At 65.1% G+C, this 15,589-nt stretch carries 14 protein-coding genes; 5 read left to right on the top strand and 9 right to left on the bottom strand.

The annotated features are described in order from the left end of the window. Window positions 1-23 precede the first annotated feature (23 nt). The 7 genes from WBP06_RS23570 to WBP06_RS23600 all read right to left on the bottom strand — a co-directional run bounded on the left by WBP06_RS23570 (window position 24) and on the right by WBP06_RS23600 (window position 4,994). On the bottom strand, window positions 24-476 hold the full coding sequence (locus WBP06_RS23570) for a putative quinol monooxygenase (protein WP_395334497.1): 453 nt from the start codon (window positions 474-476) through the stop codon (window positions 24-26). Window positions 477-505: 29 nt separating this feature from the next. Then, the gene (locus WBP06_RS23575; RefSeq protein ID WP_395334499.1) at window positions 506-1,414 is read right to left on the bottom strand and encodes a LysR family transcriptional regulator; all 909 of its coding nucleotides are present in this window, start codon (window positions 1,412-1,414) and stop codon (window positions 506-508) included. Between the two features lie 92 nt (window positions 1,415-1,506). After that, the gene (locus tag WBP06_RS23580) at window positions 1,507-1,932 is read right to left on the bottom strand and encodes a cupin domain-containing protein (RefSeq protein WP_395334501.1); all 426 of its coding nucleotides are present in this window, start codon (window positions 1,930-1,932) and stop codon (window positions 1,507-1,509) included. 71 nt (window positions 1,933-2,003) lie between these two features. Next, window positions 2,004-2,744: a carboxymuconolactone decarboxylase family protein gene (locus WBP06_RS23585; RefSeq protein WP_395334503.1), complete on the bottom strand. Its 741-nt coding sequence runs from the start codon at window positions 2,742-2,744 to the stop codon at window positions 2,004-2,006. 53 nt (window positions 2,745-2,797) lie between these two features. Next, window positions 2,798-3,565, bottom strand: a complete 768-nt coding sequence (locus tag WBP06_RS23590) for a glucose 1-dehydrogenase (RefSeq protein ID WP_395334505.1) — start codon at window positions 3,563-3,565, stop codon at window positions 2,798-2,800. 1 nt (window position 3,566) lies between these two features. After that, entirely contained in the window at window positions 3,567-4,562 is a 996-nt protein-coding gene (locus WBP06_RS23595) for an aldo/keto reductase (RefSeq protein WP_395334507.1), read from the bottom strand. A gap of 21 nt (window positions 4,563-4,583) precedes the next feature. After that, window positions 4,584-4,994, bottom strand: coding sequence for a cupin domain-containing protein (locus tag WBP06_RS23600; RefSeq protein ID WP_395334509.1), 411 nt, complete (start codon window positions 4,992-4,994; stop codon window positions 4,584-4,586). 176 nt (window positions 4,995-5,170) lie between these two features. Between WBP06_RS23600 and WBP06_RS23605 the strand changes: the two genes are divergently transcribed. Together WBP06_RS23605 and WBP06_RS23610 are read left to right on the top strand one after the other, a co-directional pair. After that, a complete protein-coding gene (locus WBP06_RS23605) occupies window positions 5,171-6,061 on the top strand; it encodes an aldo/keto reductase (RefSeq protein WP_395334511.1) in 891 nt (296 codons plus the stop codon). A gap of 114 nt (window positions 6,062-6,175) precedes the next feature. After that, window positions 6,176-7,117 carry a LysR family transcriptional regulator gene (locus WBP06_RS23610; RefSeq protein WP_395334514.1) on the top strand — a complete coding sequence of 314 codons (942 nt, stop codon included), beginning with the start codon at window positions 6,176-6,178 and terminating at the stop codon, window positions 7,115-7,117. A 65-nt stretch (window positions 7,118-7,182) separates the two neighbouring features. Here WBP06_RS23610 and WBP06_RS23615 read toward each other — a convergent pair whose 3' ends face one another. Next, the gene (locus WBP06_RS23615; protein WP_395334516.1) at window positions 7,183-8,943 is read right to left on the bottom strand and encodes an SLC13 family permease; all 1,761 of its coding nucleotides are present in this window, start codon (window positions 8,941-8,943) and stop codon (window positions 7,183-7,185) included. A gap of 600 nt (window positions 8,944-9,543) precedes the next feature. On the opposite strand from WBP06_RS23615, the gene WBP06_RS23620 reads away from it, so the two are divergent. The 3 genes from WBP06_RS23620 to WBP06_RS23630 all read left to right on the top strand — a co-directional run bounded on the left by WBP06_RS23620 (window position 9,544) and on the right by WBP06_RS23630 (window position 13,565). After that, complete coding sequence (locus tag WBP06_RS23620; RefSeq protein ID WP_395334518.1) at window positions 9,544-11,082, top strand: FAD-dependent monooxygenase; 1,539 nt, start codon at window positions 9,544-9,546, stop codon at window positions 11,080-11,082. Window positions 11,083-11,299: 217 nt separating this feature from the next. Then, window positions 11,300-12,652 (top strand): MFS transporter, encoded by a 1,353-nt coding sequence (locus WBP06_RS23625; RefSeq protein WP_395334520.1) that lies wholly within the window; start codon window positions 11,300-11,302, stop codon window positions 12,650-12,652. A gap of 28 nt (window positions 12,653-12,680) precedes the next feature. After that, window positions 12,681-13,565, top strand: a complete 885-nt coding sequence (locus WBP06_RS23630; RefSeq protein WP_395334522.1) for a shikimate dehydrogenase — start codon at window positions 12,681-12,683, stop codon at window positions 13,563-13,565. 74 nt (window positions 13,566-13,639) lie between these two features. Here the strand turns inward: WBP06_RS23630 and WBP06_RS23635 are convergent, their stop codons facing one another. After that, window positions 13,640-15,520 (bottom strand): bifunctional sugar phosphate isomerase/epimerase/4-hydroxyphenylpyruvate dioxygenase family protein, encoded by a 1,881-nt coding sequence (locus tag WBP06_RS23635; protein WP_395334524.1) that lies wholly within the window; start codon window positions 15,518-15,520, stop codon window positions 13,640-13,642. Between the last annotated feature and the right edge of the window lie 69 nt (window positions 15,521-15,589).

The following is a 15,589-nucleotide window of genomic DNA, read 5'->3' on the forward strand; positions in this document are numbered from 1 at the left end:
ATCTTATCGGAACGCGCGAACGGCTACTTCAATGAACTGAGGCAAGCGGCGTTTCCTGCGGGTGCACTGGTGGACTTGGCGCAGAGAAGGATCGGCGTCATATCGACGAGCCGGAGCGATCTTACCATCTTTTCCGTCGAGGTCTTGTACTTGAGGAAATGCGGCGAGCGAATGTGGCTCTGGTAGGCGCTTTTGCTGGCATAGACTTCCAGCAGCCTGATCTTCGTCGGATCCTCGGCGATGGCGACGGAATGGAGCATGATCACTCCAGGTTCCGACCGCACTGACGCTTCCTGCTCTTCAGCCAGGATCGTCTTGTAGGCATCGAGCTGTGCAGGATCGATTTCGAGTTCGGCCATGCGCACCATCGCCGGGCCCAGATCCAGATCGACTGGCTCCCGGGCTGATGCCGTCGCGATGCCGATGGTGAAGGAGAGCAAGGACAGCGCGGTCACCGCCGCTGACAGGGTGTTCATGGTCGTCTCCCGCTATGACCTGCGCCGTCTCAGTCACCGATCGGATTGAGTTCGCGGATCAGGTCGATCAGCAGCCGCAGGGGGACAGGCAACTGCCTGCGGCTGGGATAGTAGATGTGCAGCCCCTCATCGCGCGAAGCCCATTCGGTCAGCACCAGTTGCAGTTCCCCACGCGCCACTTCCTCCGCCACGCTTTCTTCGGTGGCATAGATCAGCGCCGCGCCATGCCGGGCGAGCGCCACTGCCGTCTCGCTGTCATTCATCGAGACGCGGCCGGGTACCGCGATCGAGAGAGCTTCCTCGCCCCGGTCGAATTCCCAGCTATAGATCCGCTCGTCACCCAGCTTGATCTGCACGCAGCGGTGGGCCTGCAAATCCTGGGGATGCTGTGGAATGCCGAAGCGCTCCAGATAGGCGGGCGATCCGGCCACCACCCACCGCAAGTCGCGGGTCAGGCGCTGCGCGATCATGTCCACAGGCACCGTTCCGCCGAAGCGGATGCCCGCGTCGAAGCCTTCGTTGACGATGTCGACGATGCTGTTGTTGACGCACAGGTCGATCTCGATATCGGGATATCGGTCGAGAAACGCCGGCATCACCGGCGCGAGCAAGTGGATCGCAGCCTGGTCCGGCACGTTCAGCCGGATACGCCCTACCGGGGAGCCGCGAAAACGGTTGAGCGTGTCGATGGCCGCATCGATGCGCTCAAACGGATCGGCGATCTCGGCCAACAGCGCCTCACCAGCAGCCGTCAGCGTGACGCTGCGGTTCGTCCGGTTGAGCAGCCGCACATCGAGCCGCTCTTCAAGACCGCGCAGCGAGTGGCTGAGCGCCGAGGCGCTAACCCCGAGTTCAAGCGCGGCGCGCCGGAAATTCCTGTGCCGCGCGATGGCCAGGAAGTAACCGAGGTTGGCTATGTCCGATCGGCTGAAGCTCATGACGGGATGGGGCACTCCTATGGCGGGTCTGTTCATAGGAGTGGTTCCGCGCGATCCAAAGCGAGTTCGTGTCATAGGCTGCGATCCGCGTCCTATCGCCGGTACTGGGCCGCGGTGACCGGTTCGAGCCACTCGACATTGCTGCCGGCGACTGTTTCCTGGATGGCAATATGGGTGACGCCCTGGTCGGGGGTGGCTCCATGCCAGTGCTTCACTCCGGGCGGGCACCAGATCACGTCGCCGGGCCGCATCTCGACAACCGCACCGCCTTCGGCCTGCGTCCAGCCCAGGCCGGCAGTGACGATGAGGTGTTGCCCCATCGGGTGGCGGTGCCAGTTCGACCGGGCACCCGGCTGAAACGTCACTTCGCCGGCGGATACCGTGCTGGGCGGAGAGACGGGAAAGATGGGGCGTACGGAGACGGTGCCGGTAAAGTTGGCGGCCGGCCCTGGCCTTGCGGCGCGCTCCGCTTCGCGGCTGACCGAAGTGACCGCGGTTTGCGCGCACGCCGGAGGCACGATGCAAACCGCAGCGATCGCCCACACTCCGGCAAGGCAGGTCCCGGCAAGGCGCAAAGCTGAGCCGCCGCTCACTTCGCGGCGCGCTGGGCGAACACGTCCTTGGCGACCGCCAGCGCGGACATGGCCTTGGGCCAGCCGGCGTAGAAGGCCAGGTGCGTGATCACTTCGGCAGCCTGTTCCTGCGTCAGGCCCGCATCCATCGCGCGGCCGAGATGGTAGCTGACCTGATCGACCTGACCGGCGGCGATCAGCGCGGCCACCGTCACCAGGCTGCGGTCACGCGGGGCGAGATCGGGGCGGAGCCAAAGATCGCGGAACAGATAGTCCGTAGCGTAGCCGACCAGTCCCGGCGCAACGCTGTCATACAGGTCGCCGACTCTCTGCTTGCGCACGGCTTCGGCCGCCTCGTCGAGGGGCAGCGGCGGCGGCGTTTCGGCGGGAAGCTGGTCTGCGCCGATCCCACGCCGGCCAAAGACTTCGCCAACGGGGCCTACCGCGGCCATCGCATCGCCCCAGCCCGAATAGTAGGCGAGATGGGTGATCGTCTCGGAAATCTCGCGCGGGGTCACCCCGTTCTCGATCGCCTGATCGGCGTAATAGGTCAGTGCCGGCGCCTGTCCCCGTGCGATCAGTGCGGCCACCGTAATGAGGCTGCGATCCCGCCGGTTGAGGCCGGGGCGGTTCCACACTTCGCCATAGAGGCGGTCCTGCGTGTATTTTTCGAGCGCGGGCGCCACCTTGCGCACTTGTTCGGGTGAAAGACGGCGGCCTTCGACATGGGGCTGCTGGGCTTGAACCGGGTTGGTCATGAGGATCAGTCCTGTCATGGCGGGGAGAAGGAGGCGCATCGGGAAGGCGCCGATCAATGTGCGACGAAGCCGCCGTCGACCGGCAGCGCAACGCCGAGGACGAAGCTGGCGCCCGGGCTGCATAGCCAGAGCACGGCCTGTGCCACCTCGTCCGCATGGCCAAGGCGCCCAATCGGCTGCATCGTGAGGATTTCGGCCATTGCGTCCGGCTGGCCCTCCAGCATTTCGGCAACCATCGGGGTGTCGATCGTGCCGGGGCAGACGGCGTTGATGCGGATGCCACGCGGCGCGTATTCGAGAGCGGCGCTCTTGGTCAGGCCGATGACGCCGTGCTTGGACGCGTGATAGGCTGCACGGCTGGGCAGGCCGACCAGCCCGCCGAGCGACGAGCAATTGACGATCACGCCCGAACCCTGCGCGCGCATATGGCGAAGCTGGTGCTTCATGCAGGCCCAGACGCCGCGCAGGTTGACGGCATTCACGCGGTCGAAGTTTTCCGCGGGCTCATCGGCGGCATCGCTGGGCGGCACCTGGATACCGGCGTTGTTGAATGCCATGTCGAGCCGGCCGTACTCTGCCATGGCGCGATCGACGGCGGCGGCCACCTGTGCTTCGTCGGCCACGTTGCATGCGACACCAATGGCGCGGTGTCCCGCATCGCGCAGCTTGGCGGCCTCGGTTTCGGCGAGTTCGCCGTCGATATCCGCCAGCAGAGCGGCGGCGCCCGCACGGGCGAAGGCCTGCGCGGCGGCCAGCCCCATGCCCTTGCCCGCACCGGTGACGAAAGCGACCTGCCCAGAGAAGTCATAATGCACGGTCATGTCAGCGCCCCACCATTGCGGCCTGCGCTGCCGAGTAACGGTCCCCGGCGATGCGGAGCTGACTGGATGCAGCCTCCAGCGTCTCCACATCGTCGGTCGAAAGGACGAGTGTGGCAGCGCCCAGGTTCTCGATAAGCCGGTCCACTTTCGTGGTGCCGGGAATCGGGACAATCGACGGTTGCTTGGCGAGCAGCCACGCCAGCGCCACTTGGGCAGGGGTTGCGTCCCGCTGGGCCGCAAAGCGGCGAATGACGTCCACCAGCGCCTGGTTGGCCTTGATGTTCTCTGCCTGAAAGCGCGGGACCGTGCTGCGGAAATCGTCGCTACCGAACGCCGCGTCGGCCCCTAGGGCACCGGTCAGGAACCCTTTGCCCAGCGGGCTGAACGGGACGAGCGAAATGCCCAGTTCCAGCAACGTCGGAATCACTTCATCCTCCGGTTCGCGCCACCAGAGCGAATATTCGCTTTGAAGCGCTGCCACCGGCTGGACGGCATGCGCGCGGCGGATCGTGGCGACGCCGGCTTCGGACAGGCCGAAATGCTTGACCTTGCCTTCCTCGATCAGGGTCCTCACCGCCCCTGCGACATCCTCGATCGAAACATCGGGATCGACGCGGTGCTGATAATAGAGATCGATGGCATCGACCCGCAGGCGGGCCAGCGATTCCTCCACCACCTTCCGGATGTGTTCCGGGCGGCTGTTGAGCCGGCTCCAGCGGTTCGTATCGCCGGCAGCAGCCTCGAACCCGAACTTGGTGGCGATGAAGACCTGCCCCTTGAAGGGTTCGAGCGCCTCGCCCACCAGATCCTCATTGAGGCGCGGGCCATAGACCTCCGCCGTGTCGAAGAAGGTCACGCCGCATTCCACGGCCTTGCGCATGAGGGCGATCATCTCCTGCCGATCCTTGGGCGGGCCGTAGGACCAGCTCATGCCCATGCAGCCCAGACCGATGGTCGACACGCTCGGGCCGTTTGCGCCCAGTTCGCGTTGTTGCATGTGAATTCCCCTACTTTCTGATCAGTTCTGGGGAGGACCGGCGAAGTATTCCGCGTCAGTCACCTTCTCCATCCAGACGACGTTCTTGCCGTCCAGCGCCTCCTGGATCGCGATATGGGTCATCGCGGTGGTCGGGCTGGCGCCGTGCCAGTGCTTGTGGCCGGGCGGACACCAGATCACGTCGCCCGCGCGGATCTCGACGATCGGCTCGCCCTCGCACTGGGTCCATCCGCAACCGGCAGTGACGACCAGGGTCTGCCCCAACGGATGGGTATGCCAGGCGCTGCGGGCGCCAGGCTCAAAGGTTACCGCCGCGCAGCTGTGGCGGGCGGGTTCCGGCGGTGCGTTCAGCGGATCGATCCTCACGGTGCCGGTGAAGAATTCTGCGGAGCCCACCTGAGAGGGCTGGCTGCCAGCGCGCTTGAGATACATTGCGGTTCCTTTCATGACCGGGCGGAAGCGGTGTTCCATTGTCGGCAATAAGAACACGAAAGGGCCGTTCGTGTGTCATGAGATCGCTGCCATGCGACGTTGAGATAATCTCATGGTGTGTTGTAGAGTTGGCGGAATTATTCTTGGCGTGTGTCCGCGAACCGAAGGAACCAGCCATGATATTCGAAGAGACATTTACCCTTCCGAACGGCGTGGAGATCCCGAAGCTGGGCCTCGGGACATGGCGCATTGCGGATGACGCCGTTGTCTCGATCGTGCGCGATGCGATCGGCGTCGGCTATCGCCATATCGATACCGCACAAGCTTACGCCAACGAGCGCGGTGTCGGCGAAGGTCTGCGCGCAGCTCTGAGTGTCGGCGGCATGGCGCGGGACGACGTGTTCCTCACCAGCAAGCTTGCCGCTGAATCCAAAAGCTATGACGACGCAAAGCAGCGCATCGATACTTCGCTCAACACGTTGGGCGTCGATCATGTCGACCTGATGCTGATTCATAGTCCGCAGCCCTGGGCGGAGTTTCGCGATGGCGCCCGGTTCGACGAAGGCAACCTGGAGGCGTGGCGCGCGCTTGAGGACGCCTACGCCGCCGGCAAACTTCGCGCCATCGGCGTGTCCAACTTCGAGCGGGCAGATCTCGACAACCTGCTGGACAACGGCACCGTCGCGCCGATGGTCAACCAGATCCTCGCCCATGTCGGCAACACACCATTCGATCTGATCGACTACAGCCGCAGCAAGGGCATGCTGGTAGAGGCTTATTCGCCCGTCGCCCACGGGGCCGTCCTGCAGAACGCCCGGCTGGCTGCGCTGGCCGAGAAATACGAAGTGGGCATCGCACAGCTATGCATTCGCTACTGCCTGCAACTCGGACTGCTGCCTCTGCCCAAGACGACCAACGTCGATCACATGCGCAGCAATGCGGCGCTGAACTTCGAGATTTCCGGCGCGGACATGGAAACCTTGAAGCTTGCGGACAACACGGACTACGGCGCGGCGAGCGCGTTTCCTGTCTTCGGCAAGAAGCGGCATCCGGACGCACGGCATTGAACGACTGAGATGCAACGTCGACCGCAAACCTGTATCGCTGTTTGCATCGTATTTTTTCTTGAAAACCTCCCTGGCCCGTGACAGCCCTACAATTACCTCAATCTCTGAGGTAATTTGGAAAGCCACCCGATCCCTTCGCACTTCCAGCCGCTGACGATCCGACAGATCGAGATATTCCGCGCAGTGATGATCACCAAGACGGTGAGCGGCGCGGCGCGGATGCTGGGCACATCGCAGCCCGGCCTCAGCCGGATGCTGGCGCATATAGAGGATCGCCTGCACTTCCGCCTGTTCGACCGCACGCGCGGCCGGCTGGTGCCCACCCAGGAGGCACGGGCGCTGTTCGAGGAGATCGAGCACGTCTACAAGGGCTTTGCCGATCTGGAACATGTCATCCAGCGCCTGGCCAAGGGCAGCGACCGGACGTTCCGCGTCGGCGCCTCTCCCTCGCTGGGACATTCGGTGGTGCCGCAGATGCTCTCTCGCCTGACGGCCAATTATCCGGGCCTCACCATCCAGTTCGACATTCTCTCGGTGGAGCAGGCGGACGATTATCTTGCCCTTCAGCGCGGCGACTATGCGCTGACGGTGTTTCCCATCGATCATCCGAATATCCTGTCGAGCCGTATCGGCAGCGGGCGGATGGTCTGCGCGGTGCCCGCCGATCATTCGCTGGCGGGGCGTGAGCAGGTGACCGTGGCCGATATCCAGGGTGAACGCATCCAGTCATTCCGGGGCGATACGCCGCATGGCCGGATCATCGCCGACATGTTCGCCGATGCCGGTGAGGAACTGGAAGTCGCCACCTATGTCCGCTTCGCGGAAACGGCGGTGGCCTTCGTGGCCAATGGCATGGGACTGGCATTGGTCGACAGCTTCACGGCGATGCAGCCCCATGCGGACACGGTGCGCTTCCTGGAATTCGAAAACCCGGGCGTGCTGCCCGTCTACATCAGCCGCAACGTGGAAGCCGCGCGGCCGATCATCGGGGAAACGTTCGAGGAAATCGCCCGCAACGTGATCGCGGCCAGCCGGCCCCGGCGAGGCCCGGCCTGAGATTCACGGCCTGAGATTCACGGCCTGAGATTCACGGCCCGGAACCGCGGTCTGACGCCGCCGCCCTAAAGCGGCCAGCAGGCGATGATCAGCGGCGGCCCCACGATCAGCACCAGCAACGAAAGCGGCGCGCCCAGCCGGGCATAGTCGGTGAAGCGATAGCCGCCCGGCCCCATCACCAGCGTGTTGCACTGATGACCGATCGGCGTCAGGAAATCGCAGCCGGCGCCAATCGCGGTGGCCATCAGGAAGGCATCGGGGCGATAGCCCAGATCATGCGCGAAAACGGCGGCGATCGGCGCCATGACCAGTACCGTGGCCGCGTTGTTGAGGAACGGCGTCACCGCCATGGAGATCAGCAGCACCAACGCCACTGCGCCCCATGGCGGAAGGTGCGTCGCCAAGTGGGCCAGGTTCACTGCCAGCACATCCGACGCCCCGGTGGTCTGCAGCGTTTCGCTGACCGGGATCAGCGCGCCCAGCATGATGAGGATCGGCCACTCCACCGCTTCATAGGCGTCTTCGGCGGGCAAGGCCCCGGTGATCAGCACCAGCCCGGCGCCGGCGAAGAACGCCAGTGCCACCGGCAGCAACCCCGTGGCAGTGGCAGCCATCGCGGCAGCCAGAATGCCCAGGGCAAGCCATCCCTTGCGCTCCCGCCCCAGCCGGATCGACCGTTCGGCAAGGGGCAGCACGCCAAGCTGGCGCAATTGGCCCGGCATGGCGTGCAGCACGCCCTGAAGCACGATGATATCCCCCGCCTGAAGCGCGACGCCGGCCGGCTTGTTGTGCAGCCGCTCCCCCTCGCGCGCGACGGCAATCAGGCGCAGACCCATGCGCTCCTTCAGCATCAACCGGCCGGCGGTGGAGCCGACCAGCGCCGATCCGGCCGTCACCACCGCCTCGATTACGCCGACGTCGTCCTGCGCGGGGTGGTCCTCATCCGGTTCGTGAAGCGTCAGGCCGGTTCCCGCGATCGCGCGTTCCAGCGCATCGGGATCGCCCGCCAGGATCAGCACGTCCCCCTCTGCGATCTCCGTATCCGGCTGCACTTCGGCGCGCAGGCCATGGCGCAGCAATGCCGTAACCTCGATGGCGCCGTCCTGCCCCTCCAGAAAGGCGGAGACGGTGGCACCAATCACCGATGCCTCGGCCGTGACCGTCGCCTCGGTCGTGTAGGCGGAGATGTTCAGCGCCTCTCCCATCGTGGTGCGCGCCTGCCGTTCCGGCAGCAGGCGGCGGCCAAGGTAGAGGAACGCCAGCCCCACGATCAGCAGGCCAAGCCCGGTGGGCAGATAGTCGAACATCCGGAACGGCTGCCCGGTCATATCCTCGCGCACCCGACTGACGATGATGTTGGGCGATGTGCCCACCAGCGTCGTCAACCCGCCCAGCAAGGAGGCGAAAGCCATCGGCATGAAGAAGCGGGAGGGATTGGTCTCGCTGCGGCGGGCCAATTGCGATGCCGCCGGCATCAGCATCGCCAGCGCACCGATGTTCTTGATCAGGCCGGACGCGACGCCGACGATCGTGGTCAGCGCGAAAAGCTGCGCGCCGGGGCGGCGCAGGCGCTGCCCCAGCCGATCGACCATCCGCTCCACCAGCCCGGACCGCTGCACCGCCGCCGAAAGCACCAGCGCGGAAGCGACGATGATGACGATATCGTCGGAAAATCCGGAAAAGGCCTTGTCCGGCGGCACCAGCCCAGTCGCGACACCCGCCAGCAGCGCGATTATGGCGGTGACGTCGAAGCGAAAGCGCCCCCAGAGAAAGAGCGCCATCATCGCGCAGAGAAGCGCCACCGAAAGCCACTGCTGCAGATTCATCTCACCCCTGGACGCTATTTCTCTTCCAGGAAGGGAAATGCATCGCACGGCGAATTGTTCATGCCGTACGAAGAGCCGATTTGAAAATGGCCGCGAGTTGAAAATACTCGTGTGCGCGCTTTGCGTCGCCGGACCCAAAAAATCGGCCTCACGGACTGTGTTCCCTCCCCGCGAGGCCAGTCTGGGTCGTCTTGCCGCAGCCTGCGGGCAATCGCCCGAGACAGCGCCAAGGAACTCAGTCAGCTTTTTGGTGAGGGATCTTGCCCACCGAGCCCCGATATCTAACGCGGCAACCGTAAAATGGTTCCGAACTTCTGATCACAACCGATTGGATATGCTTGATTTCAGGTCGACCGCTATCACCCAGATCCGATGCGCCATTGCGTCCCGGTCCACGCGCGGCTATCCGGAGTGCGTCGGAAAAGGCAGATTTGGTCTGGTCAGCCCAAGTCCTTTCGGTAACGAAAGCTCTGGTCTTTGGCTTCGTGCACAAGACCCCCACGGCGAATGACGCGTGCGCACCTGCGCGCGCCATAGTTCGCCCGCGGTGGTTTCCTGCATGGGGAACGCTCCGGTCGAATATCGACGCAGGAGTACCCTATGCCCCCGACTTATCATGACGTTATCATTGCAGGCGCCGGCCCTGTTGGCCTGTTCCTCGCCACCGAACTGCGCTTGCGCGGCTGCTCCGTCCTGGTGCTGGAACGCGCCGCAGATGCCAGTTCGCCGTTGAAGCATGTGCCGTTTGGCCTGCGCGGCCTCTCGATCCCAAGTATCGATGCCTTTGACCGGCGGGACATGCTGGATGCGCTGAAAACGCGCATGGTCGGCCGGGACGAACCCGCCGCCGCGCACTGGCTGCGGCAGGAACGCAGACCCGCTGGCCACTTCGCCGGCATCCAGTTCTTTCGCGACCGGATCGATACCGGGCACTGGCCCTATCGCCTGTCCGGGGCCATCGACACCATCACCGCCGACATGGCCGGCGTGGAAGCCGTGCTGACCGCCCGCGCGAACACCATGGGCGTTGAAATCCGGCACGATTGCAGCGTCGAGGACTTCGAGCAGAGCGTCGACGACATCGTCGTCCACGCCGGGGCGGCCCGGTTCCGGTGCGGCTGGCTTGTCGGGTCCGACGGCGCGCGCAGCGCCGTGCGCAAGGCGGCGGGCATCGGGTTTACCGGCACCGACCCCGAATTCACCGGCTACTCGGTACAGGCCGAACTGGCCGATCCGGACCGGCTCAACCCCGGCCGCCATTATACCTCCACCGGCATGTACACATACGCGCGGCCGGGGATCTTCGGCATGGTCGATTTCGATGGTGGCGCCTGTCACCGCGCAGCCCCGATCACCCGCGCGCATGTCGAAACGGTGTTGCGACGGGTCACCGGCACCGACGTTACCGTGAATGCCCTGACACTCGCCGCCACCTGGACCGATCGCGCCTTTCAGGCGACCGCCTATCGCCAGGGGCGCGTGCTGCTGGCAGGCGATGCCGCGCATATCCACTCGCCATTGGGCGGTCAGGGCCTGAACCTGGGGCTTGGCGATGCGATGAACCTCGGCTGGAAACTGGCCGCGACGATCCGGGGCAAAGCCCCGCCCGATCTGCTCGACAGCTATGAGCGCGAACGCCATCTGGTGGGCGCGCGTGTGCTGGACTGGTCGCGCGCGCAAGTGGCGCTGATGCGGCCGGCCGCCGCCTCCCGCGCACTTGAAGCGATTATTCGCGATCTGATCGATACGCCGGACGGCGCGACCTATTTCGCGGATCGCTTCGGCGGCGCGGGGCTGCGCTACGATCTGGGCGGCGATCATCCACTCGTCGGCTTGAGCGCACCCGATTTCCGGCTGCAGGACGGCAGTCGCGTGAATGAGCATTTGCGCGACGGGTGCGGGCTCCTGCTCGATTTCGGTGCCAATGCGGCCCTGCGTGCGCTGGCCGCCCGGTTCGGAACGGGCATCGACTATCTCTCCGCCGATGCCGAAGACCGGCTGGGGCTGAGCGCCATGCTCGTGCGGCCGGACGGCTTCGTCGCCTGGGCCAGCGACGGCGCGGACATCGACGGCGCCTTCCAGGCCGCCACGCTATGGTTCGGGCAAACGTCGCGCCATCTGGAAACTCCGGCGGGGTAGTGTCAGAAAGGACATGCGAATGCCGGTTGCCGCCAAGGCCCCGGAATCGCTGTTCGATCGCCGATCGCATAACATAACGTTATGAAAGACGTCGCCATGGCCACTGGCAATGCCTGCCCCATTGCAACACCCTTCCCATGCCCGTGACGCGCAAGATCGCGGCGGGCAGCGAGTCCGGCGCAGCCAAGCGCCGCCGAACATGGGAAGAGGCAAGACCATGGCGACATATTCCGCAGCCGGATCGGTTTCCGTGCGCCCCTATGTGACCGTCAGCGGCAAACCCGCCGCGGCGGACGCCGAGGGCTGGAGCGCGCGGCAGATCCTTGTCGTGGCGATCTGCTTCGTGCTGAACATGCTGGACGGCATGGACGTGCTGATCCTTTCCTACATCGCGCCGGCCCTTTCGGCGGACTGGAAGGTCAGCCCGGAAAGCCTGGGCGTGGTGTTCAGTTCCAGCCTTGCCGGCATGGCCGCTGGCGGATTGCTGGTCGCGCCGATGGCGGACCGCTTCGGCCGTCGCAAGCTGATCATCGCCTCGCTGGTGATGATGGCGACGGCGATGTTCGGGTCCGCCCTTGCCACCAGCATCACCGAACTGGTCGCCTCGCGCTTTCTGGTGGGCATTGGCATCGGTACCGTGCTGGCCACGATGGCCGCGCTTACTGCCGAATATGCCCCGGCCAAGCACCGCACTTTCGCGGTCGGCTTCCTGCAGGCAGGCTATCCGGTGGGCGCGACGCTGACCGGCTTCATCGTCGCCCACCAGATCGATATTCACGGCTGGCAGGCGATGCTTCTGGGCGCGGCGATCCTGTGCACGATCTCTCTCCCGCTGGTCTGGGTGATGCTGCCCGAATCCATCGATTTTCTGCTCTCGCGCCAGCCGCACAATGCGCTGCCGCGCGTCAACCGCCTGCTGACCTCGATCGGCCGCGCCCCGCTGGAGGCACTGCCCGAACGTCGCGTGGCAGAACGTGGCGACGTCGGCCTGCGCGGCGTCCTGGGCGAGGGTCGGCGCGCCGGCACCATCCTGCTGTGGATGGCCACCATTTTCGGCTTCATGACGCTTTACTTCGTCATCAGCTGGATCCCCAAGCTGGCGGTCGAGGCCGGGCTGCCCGCCACCCAGGCGATCTATGCCGGTGCGGTCTACAACATCGGCGCCTTCGTCGGCATCACCTCTCTGGGGCTGATCGCCACTCACGTGGACCTGCGCCGCCTGATCCTGGTCTACATGGTCTTCGCCGCCGCCGCGCTGATCGTGTTCGGAGCGATTGCGATGCCGATCGCGGCCACGCTGCTGGTCGCCTTCCTGATCGGCGCCTTCATTCAAGGCGGTTTCAACGGTTGTTATCCGCTGGCCACCAGCTTCTACCCGCCCGCCGTGCGCAGCACCGGACTGGGCTGGGCGATGGGCGTCGGCCGCATCGGCGCCGTCATCGGCCCGATGCTGGGCGGCGTGCTGCTGGCCCACAAGGTGCCGTTGTCGTTGATCTTCGCGATCTTCGCGGTGCCGGCAGTGCTCGCAGGGCTCTGCGTGACCTTCATCAAGCTTCCCTCCAAGGGCTGAACGCCCCCTTCCCCCAAGGACCCACACCATGTTGCAGTCTGCCGTCGCTGTCGCAGGCCCCGCCCATGCGACCATTCTCTGCGGCCTTGTCGGCTCCGGCATCGGCGGATCGCGCAGCCCCGAAATGCACGAGCGCGAAGCCCGCGCGCTGGGCCTGCCGCTGGTCTACCGCATCCTCGATAGCGAGAGAGTGGGCTTCGCAGCCGGGGATCTGGGCCAGTTCCTCACCATGCTGGGCTCGCTGGGGTTTGACGGCGTCAACGTGACCCATCCGTTCAAGCAGGCCGTCGTGCCGCTGCTGGATGAGCTTTCCGATGCCGCCGCGCAGCTGGGCGCGGTCAACACCGTACTGTTCCGCAATGGCCGCACCTTCGGCGACAATGCCGACTGGTCGGGCTACCGCGCGCACTTCCTGGCCGGGTTGGGCGTGCTGCCGCGTGGCAAAGTCGCGATGATCGGCGCAGGCGGCGCGGCGTCGGCCGTGGGTTATGCCCACCTGGATCTTGGCGCGACCCACCTGGCTATCCACGATCCCGCGCGCGACCGTGCAGAGGCACTGGCCAAGCGCCTGGGTGCGCTGTTCCCCAACGCGCAAGTCGTCGCGGCGGAAACCCCGGCAGAGGCCATCACCGATGCCGATGGCGTTGTCCAGGCGTCTCCGATCGGGATGCTGAGCCATCCGGGCCTGCCATTCGATCCGGCCTTACTCGCCAGCCGGATGTGGGTTTCGGACGTTATCTATTTCCCGCTCGAAACCGAACTGCTGCTGGCTGCCAAGGCCGTCGGCTGCGCCACGCTGAACGGCGGCGGCATGGCCGTGATGCAGGCCGCACATGCCTTTGCGTTGTTCACCGGGCACGAACCAGACAGCGCCCGGATGCTGGCGGACTTCGCGGCAAGCGGTAAGGCCTGACCGTCAATGCCCCGGTTGCGGGGCTTTGAAGTAACGTGGGTCGGGAGAGCGACGCTCTCCCGGCCTCCCTGTCCTTACTCCGCAACTTTCTCCGGCTCGCGAAAGCGGTTCTGCGCGGCCAGCCTGATCCCCGCATTCGGCGCACCATAGCCGGCATAGGCCCCGCCCCGCTCCACGAATTCGAAGAAGAACAGCTTGTCGAACGCGCGACTGTAGAGCTGGCGATAGGGATTGCCGGCTCCGTCCTCGTCATAAAGCACGCCGGCTGTTTCCATGGCAGCGCAAGCTTCGTCTTCGAAGCCGAAACGGGCTTCCAGATCGTCGTAATAGTTGGCGGGAATGTCCAGCATCGCTGCACCGCGCGCGCGCACTGCGGCGGCGGTGGCCATGACATCCTCACACGTCAGCGCCACATGCTGGAAGCCGCCGCCCAGCCCTTGCGCAAGAAAACGGGAGGACAGCGTTTCGCGCGCATCCGATGCATTGAGCGTCAGGCGGAACGCTCCCCCACCCGGCGATTGCAGCGCCTGGCTGTGAACCAGCCCGGATGGATCGATCACATCGTTCGCATCGCGCCCTTCAAGACCGAACAGCGCGCGCCAGTAGAGTTGCCAGGACAGGAACTCGTCATTGTGGACCACGGCGGCGAGATGATCGATGCCGTAGATTCCGGCATCCTGCCGCTCCGGATCGGTGGGCAAGGCCGCGAATTCCCGCGCCCAGAGCGCCTCCGCCCCGTCATCCTCCACCAGATAGACCAGGCTTCCGCCCACGCCGCGCAGCGCCGGCATCGCCATCCGGCCCGGCCGTCCTTCGGGGCTGTAGGCACGGATTCCCAGCGCGGCCGCGCGCGCCATCACCGCCTGCGCGTCCTTCACCCGCACACCGATCGCGCAGATCGCAGTGCCGTGGACAATGCGATAGGACCGGGCGAAGCCCTTCGGCTCGGCATTGATCACAAGGTTGACCTGCCCCTGCCGCCACCGGGAAACCTTCTTGGTGCGATGGCGGCCGACTTCGGCGAAGCCCAGTGTAGCGAAGGTCTCGCCCAGCCGTCCGACATCTTCTGCGGCAGCGGTGAATTCCACGAATTCGGCGCCAAGCGGAATCTGCGGGGCGGGCATCGTCGTCTCCGCGCCCAGCAGCCGCTGCGCCGCATCGCGCACATATTCCAGCGAACGATGCCCGTCCTGCGCCACCAATCGCGACGAGGTGGAGCGGAAGCGATCGTTGAAGATCTCCAGCGAAAGTGGGCCGTCATAGCCCGTTCGCAGGATTTCGGCGACGTAGCCGGGAAGATCCAGTCCGCCTTGCCCCGGCAGGTTGCGGAAGTGGCGGCTCCAATACAGCAGGTCCATGTCCAAAAGTGGTGCATCGGCCAGTTGCACGTAGACGATCTTGTCTCCGGCAATCTCGCGGATGCTTTCGTTGGGAATGTGGCGCGAAAGCGAATGAAAGCTGTCGAGGATGATGCCGATGGCCGGGTGATCGACTTCCTGCACGATCGACCAGACATCGCGGTGATCGTTGACATGGCGGCCCCATGCCAGCGCCTCGTAGCCGACGAGGATGCCGCGCTTCGCCGCCCGCTCCCCCAGTTCACGAAAATCGTCGACGATGCGCTGGCGGTCACCCAGCGAATGGGGGGAACAGTTGGAGCAGACGAGAATGCGGTCGGTTCCGAGTTCTCCCATCAGGTCGAACTTGCGCTCCGCCCGATCCATGACGCGGCGGCGCATGTCGCCCGGCATCCCTTCGAAATCGCGGAAGGGTTGGTAGAGCGAGCAAGCGATGCCCAGATCGTCCATCAGCGCGCGCGCTTCAGCGGGGCGCAAAACCGATCCGATCAGGTCGTTCTCGAAAATCTCGACACTGTCGAACCCCGCGTCCGCCGCGGCTTTCAGCTTTTCTTCCAGCGTGCCGCGCAGGGATACGGTGGCAATGGCGTTCGACATGACGACCTCCTTCGATGTTCCATCTCGATATCGGTTTGGGCGAGAGGCGATTGAAGCGTCCCTGTCGCA

This window comes from Novosphingobium mississippiense (assembly GCF_044029535.1).
Taxonomy (GTDB): domain Bacteria; phylum Pseudomonadota; class Alphaproteobacteria; order Sphingomonadales; family Sphingomonadaceae; genus Novosphingobium.

What these genes read in the sequence shown, in the direction of transcription:
- WBP06_RS23625 (WP_395334520.1), top strand. Translation starts at nt 11,300, where the DNA reads ATGGCGACATATTCCGCAGCCGGATCGGTTTCCGTGCGCCCCTATGTG.
- WBP06_RS23590 (WP_395334505.1), bottom strand. Translation starts at nt 3,565, where the DNA reads ATGACCGTGCATTATGACTTCTCTGGGCAGGTCGCTTTCGTCACCGGT.
- WBP06_RS23600 (WP_395334509.1), bottom strand. Translation starts at nt 4,994, where the DNA reads ATGTATCTCAAGCGCGCTGGCAGCCAGCCCTCTCAGGTGGGCTCCGCA.
- WBP06_RS23630 (WP_395334522.1), top strand. Translation starts at nt 12,681, where the DNA reads ATGTTGCAGTCTGCCGTCGCTGTCGCAGGCCCCGCCCATGCGACCATT.
- WBP06_RS23570 (WP_395334497.1), bottom strand. Translation starts at nt 476, where the DNA reads ATGAACACCCTGTCAGCGGCGGTGACCGCGCTGTCCTTGCTCTCCTTC.
- WBP06_RS23615 (WP_395334516.1), bottom strand. Translation starts at nt 8,943, where the DNA reads ATGAATCTGCAGCAGTGGCTTTCGGTGGCGCTTCTCTGCGCGATGATG.
- WBP06_RS23605 (WP_395334511.1), top strand. Translation starts at nt 5,171, where the DNA reads ATGATATTCGAAGAGACATTTACCCTTCCGAACGGCGTGGAGATCCCG.
- WBP06_RS23595 (WP_395334507.1), bottom strand. Translation starts at nt 4,562, where the DNA reads ATGCAACAACGCGAACTGGGCGCAAACGGCCCGAGCGTGTCGACCATC.
- WBP06_RS23635 (WP_395334524.1), bottom strand. Translation starts at nt 15,520, where the DNA reads ATGTCGAACGCCATTGCCACCGTATCCCTGCGCGGCACGCTGGAAGAA.
- WBP06_RS23575 (WP_395334499.1), bottom strand. Translation starts at nt 1,414, where the DNA reads ATGAGCTTCAGCCGATCGGACATAGCCAACCTCGGTTACTTCCTGGCC.
- WBP06_RS23585 (WP_395334503.1), bottom strand. Translation starts at nt 2,744, where the DNA reads ATGACCAACCCGGTTCAAGCCCAGCAGCCCCATGTCGAAGGCCGCCGT.
- WBP06_RS23620 (WP_395334518.1), top strand. Translation starts at nt 9,544, where the DNA reads ATGCCCCCGACTTATCATGACGTTATCATTGCAGGCGCCGGCCCTGTT.